This window comes from Bacillus sp. DB-2, assembly GCF_003315125.1.
Lineage (GTDB): Bacteria > Bacillota > Bacilli > Bacillales > Bacillaceae_G > Bacillus_A > Bacillus_A mycoides.
The window spans coordinates 24,148-40,006 of sequence record NZ_QNRN01000018.1 but is presented as its reverse complement, the minus strand read 5'-3'; the positions used below and the strand labels follow the sequence as shown (position 1 = coordinate 40,006).

Below are 15,859 nucleotides of genomic sequence, written 5' to 3'. Positions count from 1 at the left end.
CTTATTATTATTCTATGTAAATTATAGACTACGCATAGAAAATATATAACTAATTTTATCAATTAGCTAATTTAAAACACTATATAAATCTCCAGCATTGAAAGGAGTATCCTTTTTGCAAACAAATAAACATTCCGAAAAGGAAACAATCATTTTTATTCATGGATTAGTTGGAAATCGCCGCGCCTTCAAAAAAGAGCATAAACGATTTTCTGCCTCCTACAACATTATAACTTATGATTTATTAGGTCACGGCGACGATAAAGGAGAAGCTATCGACTTTTCAATACAGCGCCTCGTAGATCAATTATTGAACTTGTATGAAAAAGAGGGAATTAAAAAGGCTCATATTTGTGCTCTAAGCTATGGCTGTTATATCTCTACGACATTTGCACAAATGCATCCAGAAAAAGTATTGAGTATTTGTCATATTGGTGGACATTATAATAACCCTTCCCGTTTATATAATGTTTTTCAGAATTTTTGGGAAAAACGTGGTGATGAATATTCATCTTGGCTTTCTCAGTATGCTAGTACTATTTTTCCAAGTGGAATACTAAGGGCAAATCCATTCGCTGTTATTTCACGAAATATTTATTACCGTTTCGGATTACAATTACACTCGTCCATTATTGCTGAGTCATTACGACACCGCTTAGAATTCGACTTAAAATCTAAATTAAAAGCACTTCCCCATCCTATATTATGGGTGATGGGAGAACATGATCATCTCTATAAATCTTGTCTCTTTGATTTGAAGTCCATTCTTCCGAACGTTTTATATAAAGAAATTCCATTAGCAGGTCATGCAGCAAACTTATTCCGTCCAAACTATTTTCATGATTTATATGCTAAGTTTTTGCATGGAAAATTGACATAAAGTGAAAATTTAATCAGCGGGGATTTGTCCATCCCCCGCTGATTATTATCCCGCAAATAGCAGGATAAATACTACTATACTGTTAGTTTATCCAACTATGAAAAAGGCTTCCCAAGTTTCCCTGGAAAGCCTTTTCTCTATACGAAAAGTATATAAAATACTTTTTCTTAGTATGCTTTTGTGTAACCTAATAGGTGCTTACTCCAGTAAGAGTTGCTTACAGAGCTAATGCGTACGCCAGTTGCGTCAGTTTCTGCACTGATGAACTGTCCATTACCTAAGTAAACGCCCATGTGAGAAGGACCTGATTTATAAGTATTTTGGAAGTATACTAAATCACCTGGTTGTGGACTGTTAGTCTTTGTTTTAGAGCTCCAGTATCCAGCAACTGTTTGACGAGCGCCTTTATGACCAGTTTGATTTAATACGTAGTGAATGAATCCACTGCAGTCAAAACCAGCAGGTGTTGTACCAGCAGTTCTGTATGGTGAACCATTTAAAGATCTAGCGAATCCAGCGATTGAAGATGTATCTCCACCTGTTGGTGCTGTTGGTTTTTGTACTTGGTTCGTACCTTGGTTCGTACCTTGGTTACCACCAGTAACTACATTGTTCACTCCGCCTTTTACAAACTTAACAAAGTCTGCACTTACGTAACCAGTGCGGCCATTATGGTTAATTTTATACCAACCATTTTCAGCGCCAGTAACGTTTAATACTGTACCGTTTGTTACCCCACCAATTACAGGGTTATATGTAGCTGGACCTGTACGTACTTTTAAAGCACCTGTGTTAACAACATATGATCCACCAGTTTGAACTGTAGTAGTATTGTTGTTGTTGTTTGTAGTTGGTTGCTGAGTTTCGTTAGACACAGCTGAACCACCTTTTGTTACGAAGTCTTTACTTACGTATCCAGTTCCACCATTGAAGTTAATTTTAAACCAATCTTGAACTTCACCTACAACTTGAACTGTTTTTCCTTTATTTACAGAACCTAAAACAGTATGAGATGCACTTGGGCCTGTACGTACGTTTAATGAAGAAACGTTTACTGTGTAAGTGCCTGTTCCTTGCTGAACAGTAGTAGTAGTTCCTTTATTGCCACCAGTTGTTACGAAGTCCCCACTTACATAACCTGTTTGACCGTTTACACTAACTTTGAACCAACCGTTTTCTTGTCCAATTACTTGAAGTACTTGACCTGATTTCACTTTAGAAATAACGTCATGTCCTGTACCAGCACCTGAACGTACATTTAATACATCAGCTGTTACTGTGTATTTTAATTCAGAAGTTGTTTCTACCGTTTTTGTTTCAGTTACAGTCGTTTGAGTTTGAGTTTGTCCATTAATTTCTTTTAGCGCATCATTTGAAACTTGTGCATGAGCAGAATCCATTCCAGGAACTGCTACACCTACTACAGATGCTGCTGCTAAACCTGCGATTACTTTTTTCATAAGTTGTCTTTACTTCCTTTCCCTACTATCCTCTTGAGAAAACTATAAACTTAGTACTTTACAATATTATCAAAGTAAAATATTCATCCAGTTCCATTTTTTAGCAAGAGTTTTATTTTTCACACATCATTTATTTTAAACGATTGAAGTGAATTTAGTGTGAACTTCATGTGAACTTTATCATTAAACAGTGTGTTTTTGCAATGCTTTTTTCAAATTTCTTATGTATTTCATTGAAAATTCGACATTCCATTCATTATCTTAATATATATTTTCCTTTTGCTATCCACTTTAAAAAACTCTATTAATCTAATACAATGCAAAGAATGTATTTTCTAGTAAAGTCCCTTCCATGAAGCATACTCTTATCATGACAAAAAATGCTTTTTTATCAATAGTATAATATTTTCAAAAAACTTTTTTTGATATATCCATCGTTTTTAAAAGATTTGACGATTTGTAAGATTTAACCCCAAAAATTCTGTTCTAATTTGACGAAAATACACATTCCACTATCTATTTTTCACTATCCATGGAATTTTCAGGATATTTATATTATCATATATAAAGTAGGATTTTAATCCATACAAATTTTATTCACCCCACACTGAAACCAATCGAACTTTTACAGGTCGGTATTCTATACGTATCATTGAATTTTGATATGGAAGCCTTACTGCCCGCAAATAGTGAGATAAAAAAAGGAGATATATTTATGAAAAACATAATAGATGATCCTATAAATAAAAATATAGAACTGTACTATGCTTTTTTTCAATTCGTTTCAATTATAACATTACAAAAAGTATCAACTATTGAAACACGTAAAAACAAATTAAAAAATCAGATGAAAAATTCCTACAAAAAAAATCCTTACTACTTATAAAAGGTGAACAGATTATATCTCTGTTCACCTTTTATTTTTTATTTTATTTGTAAATTTTCACACGAGTTTCTAATGGCTGATATTCTTTATCTCCTGCCGAAACTACCGGTTTACCAAATGGCATTTGCGCAGTTAACTTCCAGTTTTCAGGTACATCCCATTCTTTCCTTACTTCTTCATCAATCAACGGATTATAATGCTGCAATGTAGCACCAAAACCTTCAATCTCTAATGCTGTCCAAATCGCAAATTGCAACATTCCAGAAGATTGCTGAGACCATGTAGGAAAATTATCTTTATATAGTGCAAAGTTCTCTTGCAAACTTTCTACTACTTTACTATCTTCGAAATACAAAACTGTTCCATAGCCACTTTTAAATGCATTCATTTTCTCTTCAGTAGGTGCAAAATTATTTTCAGGTACAATTTTTCGTAACGTTTCTTTCGTAACATTCCATAATTTGTCGTGTTGTTCACCTAGTAATACAACAACTCTTGCACTTTGAGAATTAAAAGCCGAAGGTGTATGTTTCACAGCATGATAAATCACTTCTTGAATTCTTTCATCAGAAACTACTTGCTCTTTACTAATCGCGTAAATAGATCTTCTGTCTTCAATTGCTGAGTAAAAATCTTTTGCCATTACAATTCCCTCCAATTTTTCATTTGAGGCAGTATCATATGTACGAAGCATATAATGCCCCTTGAACTTATTATTAAGTTAAGAACTTATTATTAATAAGTTCTTAACTTAATAATATCAACAAACAAAAACAAACTCAAATGATATCACTTAAGTTTTTACTTCCTATACGTCAAAGAAAAAAACAGTTTATCGTCACCAAAATCAAGGTTCAATAAACTGTCTGTCTTATTTTTATAACAATCTCATTTACTTCTTTCTTCACCTAATTAAGTAATTGAAATGCATAGGACATTAATTTATTTGTTTCTGTAAAACGTTTTGTTTTACTTTTTGTCCCCATAACAACTGTAATAATACGATTATCGCCTTGTTTTGCAGTACCTGTAAAACAATACCCTGCGCTATCTGTAAATCCTGTTTTTAATCCGTCTATTCCTTCTATATATAAAGCTTTATTATTTTTGTTTAACATCTCATTTGTGTTTGTAACATTAATATTATTAAATGCTAACTGACTTTGACGTAAGTGAGTCACTTCTAATATCTCTGGATAGTCTTTTATAAGATGATACGCTAATTTCGCTACGTCAGCTGCTGTCATTTTTGTTTCACTTCCGTCGGGCTCCTGCAATCCGGAAGCATTCGCGAATTTAGCTTTATCTGACATTTCTAACTGCTGGGCTTTTTCATTCATAAGTTGAACAAAGTTTTTTTCTGTCTTAGCTACATGTTCTGCTAAAGCGACAGCCGAATTATTAGCCGATTCAATCATTAACGCATGATACAAGTCCTTAACAGTTAATGTATCATTTGCTTGCATCGGGATTTTTGCACCCTCTGTTTGTGCCGACTTTTCACTTATTTTCACTGGATCTTCCCAGTGGACTTTCCCATTATGTATACTCTCTAAAACGAGATATGCTGTCATCATTTTTGACATACTAGCAGGGGCAACAGCTTCATTTTCATTATTTTGATAAATAACTTCTCCATTACTCGCATCGATAATAATAGCTGCTTTTGCATCAATTTCTGGTGGTATATATTTTGGTGGAACTACTTTTTCAGATAGCCCTGTTTTAGGTAGCTCTGCCACTTGTAAAGGCTGAGTATCTACTTTTGTTTCACTCTTTTGAACCCCTTGGAAAAAGAACCAACATATACCCAGAATTACTACTAATAGGATTGTTAATCTTCCCCATTTTAACCGCTTCATTCTAAAACTCCTTTAGCAACCTTTTATACACTCATGTTTAACCATAACAACAATTACTTTATATCGTCAAGGTAAAAAGTATATTTATTCATCTACAGCAATTATAATTTCAACCTCGTTCTCTTTTTCATATGTGTTACACTAAAAACAACAAAATATAAGAATATTCAATAACATCGAACCACAAAAACACTATATAATAGAAAGGATTTATACAAATGATACTTCCAAAAGCATTGAAATATGGCGATACAATTGGCATCTACTCTCCCTCTTCACCAGTAACCTATACTTCTCCAAAGAGATTTGAGCGAGCAAAATTATACTTAGAACAGAAAGGTTTTCATATATTAGAAGGTTCACTAACAGGTCAATATGATTATTATCGCTCCGGGAGCATTAAAGAACGTGCTGATGAATTAAATGACTTGATTAGAAACCCTAACGTCTCTTGTATCATGTCGACAATTGGGGGACTGAATTCAAATTCATTACTACCTTACATTGATTATGAGACTTTTCAAAAGAATCCTAAATTAATGATTGGCTATTCAGACACAACAGCATTATTACTAGGAATTTATGCAAAAACAGGAATTCCTACATTTTATGGTCCAGCACTTGTTCCTTCTTTTGGTGAATTTGAGCCTTTCGTAGATTGCACGTACAAATATTTTGCGGATACTTTATTAACTGATCAACACCTTCCTTACAACATAAGCCAGCCATTATTTTGGTCAGATGAATTTATTAATTGGGAAGAAAAAACGAAAGAAAAAGCTCTTCGACCGAACAATTGGATTTCAGTAATTGGTGGGAAAGCTACTGGACGTATTATTGGTGGGAATTTAAATACTATACAAGGTATTTGGGGTAGCCCCTATATGCCACTTATTCAAGATGGTGACATTCTCTTTATTGAAGATAGCTCAAAAGATGCAGCTACTATCGAAAGAAGTTTTTCATTACTTAAAATTAATGGCGTTTTTGATAAAGTTTCAGGTATCATCCTTGGAAAACATGAGCAATTTGATGATTGTGGTACAAATAGAAAACCTTACGAAATATTATTAGAAGTATTACAAAATCAAAAACTTCCTTTTCTAGCCGATTTTGACTGTTGTCATACTCATCCAATGATTACTTTGCCAATAGGTATTCAAATAGAGATGGATGCAACAAATAAAACGATACAAATTATAGAACAGTGGAAAATCTAACTCTACTAGCTCTATTATTTTCAGCTCTAAAGCTACGCATTGCCTCCTATTGTTTTACATTAGAAGACATGATACTATATATTTTGGAATGTGAAGGAATAAACAAAAATCATTTCAATATGCCTTCTATATAATAAGAATCTATTGATTATATACAGCGAGTTTACACGCGTGTATATAAATGTAAAAGAGAGTGAATATATGAAACCAACTATTAAAAACTATGTATTTTTACATGTGGCCTTCTTGATATATTCTATCATTATGGTTTACATGAAATGGGCATCTCAATTCCCTATTGCATCAATTTCATTTTTTATTGCTTACTTCGGACTTGTTGTACTTTTATTCGGATATGCAATTCTATGGCAACAAGTCATTAAGAACTTTGAAATTTCTAGAGCATATTCACACCGTGGAATTATAATACTGTGGTCAATGCTTTGGTCAGTATTCCTATTTGGAGATACGATACAGTGGAATCACATACTTGGCGCAGCTATTATTATCGTCGGAATTGTGGTGGTGACAAAAGATGAATAGTTATATGTTATTATTGATATTTGGGATAATTTTAGCCAATTACTCACAAATATTATTAAAAAAGGCTACTTTACAACAATACGATTCTAGAATAAAAGAATATGTGAATCCTTATGTTATCATCGGCTACTTTTTATTTGTAATTAATGCCGGATTAAATGTGATCGCCTTAAAGGGCTTGGCATTAAAGCAAGCATCTGCATTAGAATCATTAAGTTATATCATCATTTTAATTTTCAGTTGGTACTTCCTAGGGGAGAAAATCACGAAACGAAAAATCATTGGCAACATTATTATTGTCATTGGTGTAATCATCTATTGTATTCAATAACAAAAAGATCCGTTTATGATAAACGGATCTTTTTGTTATTGCCCTAAATTTTGAACCTTATCTTTCAAATCACCAACTTGTTCTATCGTCTGCATAAGCTCAGAGTTTTTAAACTGCTCTACATTCATTTTTCCTTCCTCTATCTTTGTCATAGATGTATCAATTAATGTATTTAACTTTTCATTATAACCGACGATTTGCTGGTGAAGATCCTTCGCTACATCTGGTGGTGTTAATTCATTAAAAGCTGGTATATCTTGTTTGATTTCAGTAAGTTTCGTTTCTAGTTCTTTCCGGGCTTCCCCATCCTTAACAGCCTTTTCAGCTAATGCTGGCGCTTCATTTGCAAATGCACTTATTTCATTTACATAGTCTGTCGCTTTTTGAGCGTAATCTATGGAGTTCTTCCCTTCCTCTACTAGCGAACATCCCATCAAACCAATTGAAACTACAATTGAAAGTAACATTGTTTTTGTAAACTTCATTTTTACCTCCTAAATAATTTCCATACTTTTATTCATTTATAAACACTTTATTTTCTTCTTATACACTTTATCACATCATATCTTATTTTTTAATCTTCCTCTTATACATTCTAGAAAAATCATTATTATCCTGTTCAACATGTACCTCGAAACTATCTTCATTTAAATATAAAAACAGACATACTTATTTTTCAGTACGTCTGTTTTCCAGGTACGTATAACTCTCACTAATTAAAGTTTCTCTTTATCCTCTCACATGCCCTATTACTGTTATAATATCTATGTCTATATGTACACTAATAATATCTTCTATAATGTCTGTATATCCTTGGCCTAAAGGTGTTCCGTAATGTAATAAAATTTCTTTTTTTTCATAAACTGACTTCGGTACTGTAAAAATAAATTTCCTCAGATTCCGCTCATCAGCAGGCTCCAAAATTAAAACAATGCCATCCTCTTCAAACATATAATCACGCCTTCCAACAATCCATTCACTATGGCTCAAGTATTGCCTTGAAAGGATAGATTTTAAACACCCTTTCTAACAATATATAACCATTTCATGATCAAATAGCTTATACGGCTTATATGATTTCACCACAAATACAAAAAAACACGAACCTTGAACTACCAAGAATTTGTGTTTTTTTGCATTTCATTCCTATATGCCTTTATCAAGCTCATATAACCTACGATATTTCTCATTTTCTTTCAGTAGCTGTTCGTGACTACCTTGCATAGCGATTTGGCCACTATCAAGGAAAATAACTTCATCTACATGTTCAATTCCTACAAGATGATGTGTAATCCAAATAACAGTCTTTTCTTCTGTTGCAGAAAACATTGTTTCTATTAAGGCTAATTCCGTTTTAGGGTCTAAACCGATAGTCGGTTCATCAAGTACAATGATTGGTGTTTCTTGCATAAGAGTTCTTGCAAATGCTACCCTTTGCCTTTCTCCGCCAGAAAACCTCTTTCCCATTTCATGCATTTTTGTTTGTAATCCATCAGGAAGAGAAGCAATGTGTGGTGCTAGCTGTGCTTTCTCTAAAGCTTTCCATATCTCTTCATCATTAGCCTCTGGTTTACCGATCCGCACATTATTTCCAATTGTCGTATCGAATAAATGTGGTTTTTGGTTTAATACAGAAATATATTTTGACAAAAAATCCGTACGAGCTTGTTCACCATTCAATATAACTTGGCCATTCACCGGACGTAGTGCCCCAGTTAACAATTTTAGTAAAGTAGATTTCCCTGTTCCACTTCTACCTAAAATAGCAATTTTCTTTCCTGCCTTTATTTGCAATGATACATCTTTTAATACAGGTTCATTACTATCCGGATAATTATACGACACATTACTCAGTTCGATATCTACATGTTTTGATACAACGTATTCTTTATTTACAGGTAACTCCTTACCCTCATCCAAAGCGCTCTCACTTTCTACGCCATTAAGCCGATGAGCAGATTCTACATAAGATGGAATTCGATCGATAGCATCTGATATAGGGATAAGCGCATTTGTCACAGATAATGTCATTAATACGAAAGCTGCGATAACTGTAGGTGCAATCTGTTCACTTGCCGCTGCATTTCCAGTCCATATAATCATTGAAATGACTACAATACCTACTGTTAAGTGAATGAGACTGTCTCGAATATGGTACCAGCGTTTCACGCTCTTTTCTGTCTTTAACAACTGGACATTTTGCGCTACATACTCATTAATAAATTCATCTTTTCTACCACTCGCCTGCCAATCAGATAACCCAAATACAGCATCTGTCAATTGTTGATACAAACGATTTCTTCCTCGCTTCAAAGCAACATGATGTCGTTTCATCAAAAGTAGTGATACGAATGGGAGAAGAAAAACAATAACAGCTAACATACAAGCTGCGATAAGTGCAAATACTAAGTCAAATGCACCGATAACAATTACGAAAATGCTATATACAACTAACGCTAATATACTAGGGAATATTGTACGTAAATATAGATTCTGTAAATGTTCAATATCCTCAGACAATACACCTAGTACATCACCAGTTTGAAAGCGTGAGCGGAAAAATAACGCCTGTGGTTCTACAATTCTATATAGTTTCGTTCTCATTTTTTCTAATATACGTAATACAACATCATGCCCAACTAAACGCTCTAAATAATGAAAGACCGCTTGTCCTATACTAAATGCACGCGTTGCGACAATAGGAACATATACAGCCATTACATTTTCCGGTCTGAGAGCAGATTTAGAAATTAAATAACCTGAAATGAAAAGTAACATCGCACCCGAACTAACTCCAAGAAGCCCAAGGAAAATAGTCAAAGTCATTCTACCTTTATTTTGCTGTATATAAGGCTTAATCCAGTTACTCATCGCGCTCCCCTCTCTTCGCTATGAAAATGTAATGTCTCATTCGTTAAAAGTTCTTCATATGTTCCGTTTTCTATAATTTTCCCTTTATTAAAAATAAGAATATGATCCATTTGCTTCATCCAATGTAGACGATGTGTTGCAAGAAATACTAACTTACCTTCAAACAGACGTAACATCGATTGCTTTATTTCAAATTCAGTTTCAATATCAAGATGTGCTGTAGGTTCATCTAATAAAATGATTGGCTTTTTACTTAAAAGGGCACGTGCCATAGCGACACGTTGTTCTTGTCCGCCACTAAGCATACGTCCACCTTCTCCAATTCTTTCGTACATCCCATGTGGTAATGATTCAACGAGCGAACGAAGACCAACTTCATTAATAACTCTCTCAACTTCTTCATCAATTGTATTCGTTTCATAGAAACAAATATTATCTTTTAATGAAAGCGGAAAAATATAAGGTTGCTGCGGAATATAAGCAATATTTTTTTGCCAATCTTCTCGAGTAGATTCACCAATTTCCACACCATTTACTAACATCTTCCCACCCGAAGGAGGTAGAAATCCTGCTAACACATCGATTAACGTTGATTTCCCTGCCCCACTTTCACCAATAATGCCTATAGCACCGTTACCTTGCCAAGTAAAATCAATTCCCTCTAATATAGCCTTTTCAGATTCATCATTATTTACTTTTACATCTTGTAATTTCAAACTACTAGAAGAATTCCATACTATATCTACATTTGAATCTTTCTTTTCTATTTCTTTTTGTTTCTGTAGAATTTCTTCTATTTGCTCCATTGCAAGTTGTCCATCTAATGTAGCATGATAATTCGCTCCAACTTGCTTAATCGGCAGAAAATATTCCGGCGCTAAAATTAAAATCGTAAGAGCTGGCAACAGTATAATTGTCCCATCTATTAACCGTATCCCTAATCCAACTGCTACAAATGCAATTGATAAACTCGTAAAGAAATCTAATGCAAAAGAAGAAAGAAAAGCAACTCGCAAAGTACGCATCGTTGCTTTTCTATATCGTTTACTTACTTTTTCAATCTTTCCTTCGTGCTGTTTACTTTTCCCTAAATACTTTAATGTTTCTAATCCTTTTAACGTATCTACAAAATGATTAGAAAGTACACGATATGTCTCATATTGGCTATCCGCCATTTTCTGCGCTGCTAATCCTAGAAGGATCATAAATATGATCACAATTGGAATCGTTACAACTAAAATGATTCCCGACTCAATGTCCAGTGTAAAAACATATAGAACAATTAGCCCTGGAACGATACTACTTCTAATCATTTTAGGAATTGTCAATTCAATATATGTTTTAAATTTCTCAATACCTTCTATCGATAAAGTAACCAGATGACCAGTCCCATTCGTTTGGACAAATCTCGGCCCTAACGTAAAATATGCTTCTATTAACTGTTTACGTAATGCAAATCCTGTTTTTTCAGCGAAACGCTCAACCAATATTTGCGATGTTCGCACCAACATTTGGCGTGCTGCAAACGTGATCCCAAAATAAACAGTTTCACTTAGCACAGCTTGCACTGTTTCTCCATGAAATAAAAATGTGATTGCTCGTGCTAAAAACACTGTCTGCGCAATGATACTACACGCCTCTAGAATGCTAATAAGACTTAAAGTTACATATAAAACTCGGCTACCAGGATACGACGGAAGTCCTCTTTTTCTTTTCATTAGTACTCCAAATCTTTGTCTGACTTAACAGGTTGTCTAAATACATAGAAACTCCATATTTGACTACCGATAACAAACGGTAAAATCGCAAGAGAAAAATAGCTCATCAGTTTTAATGCATAAGGTCCTGATGCCGCATTATAAATTGTCAAATCATTTACCGCTCCTAATGAGCTAATCATGACACGCGGGAACATACCGATGAACACACTTGCACTTAACAAAATGATTGTTAAACTCGTCATAAAGAAAGCCCAACCATCTCTTCTTCTTTTATTTAATAAAGTAGAAACAAATAGCGCTACAAAAGCTCCAATTGGAACCATTAGCCACTCTGAACCATGTGCGGTGAAAATATCTGTTTTCCATAACCCTACAGCTGCAAAAACAAGAAGTGTTATTAATGCAAAAGGTGCAATCTTTGTCGCGGCAATACGTGCGCGTTCTCGTAATTTTCCTGTTGTACGTATAGTAAGGAATTGCAAACCATGAACAATACATAGAAGAAGAAACATAACTCCCCCAAGTAACGCAAATGGGTGAAGTAATTTCATAAATCCGCCTACCATATTTTTACTTCCATCAATTGGTACACCTGTCATAAAGTTTGCGATTGCAACTCCCCAAAGTATAGGAGGTAGCAAACTTCCAATAAACATGCCCCAATCCCAGAAACTCTTCCATTTATGATTTTCTATTTTCGCACGGAATTTAAAGGAAACACCTCTTATAATTAATGCAAGAAGCATAAACACAAATGGAATATAAAACCCACTAAATAAAGTTGCATACCAGTGCGGGAATGCCGCAAACATAGCGCCACCAGCACAAACAAGCCATACTTCATTTGCGTGCCAAAACGGCCCAATTGTATTTAAATATATACGTTTTTCCAAATCGTTTTTCCCTAAAAACCTTGAAACGATTCCTACACCAAAATCGAAACCTTCAAGTACAAAGAAGCCAACGAATAAGGTTGAGATAATTAGAAACCACAACTCATTAAGAGATAACATACTCTTCCTCCTTATCAAATGGATCATGGCTTTGATAATCCTTTTTCGTTTTCTTATTCGCATGTCCTTTAATGATACGAACGAATAAGTAAACAGTAATTCCTCCAACAATTAAATATAGTGATGTGAATGAAACAAGAGAGAATAATACTTCTCCAAATGAAACGTTTGGAGATACAGCATCTTCTGTTTTCATAACACCGAAGACAACCCAAGGCTGACGTCCCATTTCAGTCATGATCCATCCTACTGTATTACCGATAAACGGTAGTGCAATTGCATATACCATTATTTTTAAATACCAAGGGTTTTCAGTTAAGCGATCTTTTCTTGATAAGAACCAGCCGTACATTCCTAAAAGAAGCATGAATGTTCCACTCATTACCATCGCTCTAAAACTCCAGAACATAGTATGTACTGGCGGAATATAATCTCCAGGTCCATATTTTTCTTCATATTGTTTTTGAATTTGATTCATCCCTTCAACTTGACCGCTAAATTTATCGTATGACAATAGACTTAGCATATAAGGGATTTGAATTTCAAACGAATTTTCTTTCTTCTCTGTATCAATTTTCGCAAATACTGTAAATGGCGCTGGATCCTCACTCGTATTCCATAATGCTTCAGCTGCTGCCATTTTCATCGGATGTGTCTTAATTAAATTTTGTGCTTGTGCATGACCGAAAAATAATACCAATGCAGTTGTAATTGTTCCAACAACGATAGAAACTCGGAACGATTTTTTAAACACCGCAGTTTCTTGACCTTTTGATATTTTCCATGCACTTACACCTGCAATAAAGAATGCACCAGTTGCAATTGCCGCTGTGATTGTATGTGGGAATTGCACCCATAATTGTGGATTTTGAATAATCGCCCAAAAATCATTCATTTGCGCACGTCCATCTGCTGCCATTTCATATCCTACTGGGGCATGCATAAATGCACTTGCAGTTAAAATCCAAAATGCTGATAACATTGTTCCTATTGAGAGGAGCCAAATACATAAAAGGTGAACTCGCTTCGGAAGTTTATCCTCACCGAATACCCATAAACCTAGGAATGTAGACTCAATGAAAAATGCTAATAAACCTTCAATTGCAAGTGATGGTCCGAAAACATCACCAACAAAACGTGAATACGTTGACCAGTTCATACCAAACTGAAATTCTTGTAAAATACCTGTTACTACACCTACTGCGAAGTTAACAAGGAATATTTGTGTCCAAAACTTTGTCATCTTCTTATAAATTTCTTGTCCCTTTACCACATACAACGTTTGCATTAACGCAATGATAAAAGCTAAGCCTATAGACAGCGGAACGAAAAAGTAATGAAAAATCGTTGTTGATGCAAATTGTATTCGTGCCAATTCGAGCGTTTCCATGCTAAAGTCACTTCCTTCATATTTTTTTATATCGTAATATCGATTGAATTGTATGAATTCACTTCATAACGAACAATTCAATCATTTGGAAATACAAAAAGATAAATTCGTTTATGTACTTTCTGAAAATATAGATTGTCAGTTTTTTAGATAATTACAAAAGAACTTTCTTCATACGATTTACCTTTTCACTATTTCAGTAGTGTTTTATTCGTTAATCGAATTGTATAATATACTTACATAATAAATTCAGGTGATTTTTGACGTATTATTGACAGGATTTTGTCTGAAATATGTCTTTTGTAATTTTTTTGAATTAGATTTTTCACATTTTAAAAACGTACTTTTCAAACATACAACACACTCTTATATCAATTATTATTATGTTTTTCTCTTCATACGCTTGACTTTCACCTTAAAAAATGTCCTGGAATCAAACCTGAAAACACGTTAGATTTTTGTCAAGAGAAAAATGTATTTCCAAAATTCAAATCAACAATATTGTTATTCACAAATAGAAAAAAACTCCCCTTTCTCTAGACATAAAATTCGTTTTTTTGTCATTTTTCAAACTGACTAAATAAAAAAGTACCGAGAATAGATTATATTCCCGGTACTTTTTTCATTATTTCGTTGTATATTTTCTAACAGCCGGCATAATTTCAGTAGCAATTAATTCAATGTTTTTCTCAATCTTATCAAATGGTACACCGCCAAAATCAATCTGTGCCATAAAACGTTGCTGTCCAAATAATTCATATTGATAAAGCATTTTTTCAATAATTTGTTGCGGGCTACCAATCATTAACGCATCACGGTGATCTACTGCGTTAGTAAATTGTTGTTTTGGATACCCACCACCGCGTAGCGCAAGCATACCAGCATTAATATGAGGATAATATTCACTAAGTGCATCTTGTGAATTTTCTGCTGTATAAAATAAACTTGTTGTCGCAATTGGTAATGTTGCTGGATCAAAACCACTTTGCTCAGCTGCTTCACGATATGCATCAACCGAAACTTTAAAATTAACAGCTGGGCCACCAAGTGTCGTAAGCATCATTGGTACACCTGCGCGTCCTGCCTTAATTGCACTAGCAGGTGGCCCTCCAACAGCACGCCAAATTGGCATATTGTTATTTTTAGCTCTCGGTATAATTGCCGCATGTTCAAGTGGCGTTCTAAACTGCCCTTTCCATGTTACACTTTCTTCTTTATTTATTTTTAATAAAAGATCCATCTTCTCTTCAAATAGTTCTTCATAATAATTTACATCGTAACCAAGTAAACTATATCCCCCAATACGAGATCCACGACCAGCAACGATTTCAGCACGACCACTAGAAATTAAATCAATTGTGGCAAAATCCTCATATACACGAACCGGATCTGACGTGCTTAATACTGTTGCGGAACTCGCGATTTTAATGTTTTTCGTAGCTTGTGCAATAGCTCCTAAAATAACTGTATGAGCTTGCGTTGTAAAATGCGCTTGATGACTTTCACCGACAGCAAACACATCAATTCCAGCTTCATCTGCTAACTTAGCTGTTTCAATTAGTTCATGAATTCTTTTTTCTGCACTTATTTTCGAACCATTATGCGGATTTAAAATATGATCTCCAATTGAATATAATCCAAATTCAATTCCCTTACTTGTATCAATACGGTATTTTTCCATA

The 15,859-nt window shown here is 34.3% G+C and carries 15 protein-coding genes; 5 read left to right on the top strand and 10 right to left on the bottom strand.

Going from position 1 to position 15,859, the window contains the following annotated elements; genetic code table 11:
• Window positions 1-115: 115 nt before the first annotated feature.
• Entirely contained in the window at window positions 116-880 is a 765-nt protein-coding gene (locus DET63_RS25580; protein ID WP_002135756.1) for an alpha/beta fold hydrolase, read from the top strand.
• Window positions 881-1,047: 167 nt separating this feature from the next.
• Here the strand turns inward: DET63_RS25580 and entFM are convergent, their stop codons facing one another.
• Window positions 1,048-2,340 (bottom strand): enterotoxin EntFM, encoded by a 1,293-nt coding sequence (entFM, locus tag DET63_RS25575; protein WP_113938235.1) that lies wholly within the window; start codon window positions 2,338-2,340, stop codon window positions 1,048-1,050.
• A gap of 715 nt (window positions 2,341-3,055) precedes the next feature.
• On the opposite strand from entFM, the gene DET63_RS25570 reads away from it, so the two are divergent.
• Window positions 3,056-3,226, top strand: a complete 171-nt coding sequence (locus DET63_RS25570) for a hypothetical protein (protein ID WP_002086168.1) — start codon at window positions 3,056-3,058, stop codon at window positions 3,224-3,226.
• 43 nt (window positions 3,227-3,269) lie between these two features.
• On the opposite strand, the gene DET63_RS25565 is transcribed toward DET63_RS25570, so the two are convergent.
• Both DET63_RS25565 and DET63_RS25560 read right to left on the bottom strand, forming a co-directional pair.
• Window positions 3,270-3,869 carry a nitroreductase family protein gene (locus tag DET63_RS25565; RefSeq protein ID WP_113938303.1) on the bottom strand — a complete coding sequence of 200 codons (600 nt, stop codon included), beginning with the start codon at window positions 3,867-3,869 and terminating at the stop codon, window positions 3,270-3,272.
• A gap of 265 nt (window positions 3,870-4,134) precedes the next feature.
• On the bottom strand, window positions 4,135-5,088 hold the full coding sequence (locus tag DET63_RS25560; protein ID WP_113938234.1) for a D-alanyl-D-alanine carboxypeptidase family protein: 954 nt from the start codon (window positions 5,086-5,088) through the stop codon (window positions 4,135-4,137).
• A 218-nt stretch (window positions 5,089-5,306) separates the two neighbouring features.
• Between DET63_RS25560 and DET63_RS25555 the strand changes: the two genes are divergently transcribed.
• The 3 genes from DET63_RS25555 to DET63_RS25545 all read left to right on the top strand — a co-directional run bounded on the left by DET63_RS25555 (window position 5,307) and on the right by DET63_RS25545 (window position 7,182).
• Window positions 5,307-6,308, top strand: coding sequence for a S66 family peptidase (locus DET63_RS25555; RefSeq protein ID WP_113938233.1), 1,002 nt, complete (start codon window positions 5,307-5,309; stop codon window positions 6,306-6,308).
• Window positions 6,309-6,509: 201 nt separating this feature from the next.
• Window positions 6,510-6,851, top strand: a complete 342-nt coding sequence (locus DET63_RS25550; RefSeq protein WP_002086172.1) for an EamA family transporter — start codon at window positions 6,510-6,512, stop codon at window positions 6,849-6,851.
• Complete coding sequence (locus DET63_RS25545; RefSeq protein WP_002165951.1) at window positions 6,844-7,182, top strand: EamA family transporter; 339 nt, start codon at window positions 6,844-6,846, stop codon at window positions 7,180-7,182. Before DET63_RS25550 ends, DET63_RS25545 begins: the two co-directional genes overlap by 8 nt.
• A 35-nt stretch (window positions 7,183-7,217) precedes the next feature.
• On the opposite strand, the gene DET63_RS25540 is transcribed toward DET63_RS25545, so the two are convergent.
• The 7 genes from DET63_RS25540 to DET63_RS25510 all read right to left on the bottom strand — a co-directional run bounded on the left by DET63_RS25540 (window position 7,218) and on the right by DET63_RS25510 (window position 15,858).
• Window positions 7,218-7,667, bottom strand: coding sequence for a DUF6376 family protein (locus DET63_RS25540; protein ID WP_113938232.1), 450 nt, complete (start codon window positions 7,665-7,667; stop codon window positions 7,218-7,220).
• A 244-nt stretch (window positions 7,668-7,911) separates the two neighbouring features.
• Complete coding sequence (locus DET63_RS25535) at window positions 7,912-8,133, bottom strand: hypothetical protein (RefSeq protein ID WP_063217781.1); 222 nt, start codon at window positions 8,131-8,133, stop codon at window positions 7,912-7,914.
• Window positions 8,134-8,328: 195 nt separating this feature from the next.
• Window positions 8,329-10,053 (bottom strand): thiol reductant ABC exporter subunit CydC, encoded by a 1,725-nt coding sequence (gene cydC, locus DET63_RS25530; protein ID WP_113938231.1) that lies wholly within the window; start codon window positions 10,051-10,053, stop codon window positions 8,329-8,331.
• Window positions 10,050-11,771 carry a thiol reductant ABC exporter subunit CydD gene (gene cydD, locus DET63_RS25525; protein ID WP_113938230.1) on the bottom strand — a complete coding sequence of 574 codons (1,722 nt, stop codon included), beginning with the start codon at window positions 11,769-11,771 and terminating at the stop codon, window positions 10,050-10,052. The genes cydC and cydD overlap by 4 nt, the downstream gene beginning before the upstream one ends.
• Complete coding sequence (gene cydB, locus DET63_RS25520; RefSeq protein WP_002141342.1) at window positions 11,771-12,787, bottom strand: cytochrome d ubiquinol oxidase subunit II; 1,017 nt, start codon at window positions 12,785-12,787, stop codon at window positions 11,771-11,773. The genes cydD and cydB overlap by 1 nt, the downstream gene beginning before the upstream one ends.
• Window positions 12,774-14,177: a cytochrome ubiquinol oxidase subunit I gene (gene cydA / locus DET63_RS25515; protein WP_002012335.1), complete on the bottom strand. Its 1,404-nt coding sequence runs from the start codon at window positions 14,175-14,177 to the stop codon at window positions 12,774-12,776. The genes cydB and cydA overlap by 14 nt, the downstream gene beginning before the upstream one ends.
• Window positions 14,178-14,802: 625 nt before the next feature.
• Window positions 14,803-15,858, bottom strand: a complete 1,056-nt coding sequence (locus DET63_RS25510; protein ID WP_113938229.1) for an LLM class flavin-dependent oxidoreductase — start codon at window positions 15,856-15,858, stop codon at window positions 14,803-14,805.
• Between the last annotated feature and the right edge of the window lies 1 nt (window position 15,859).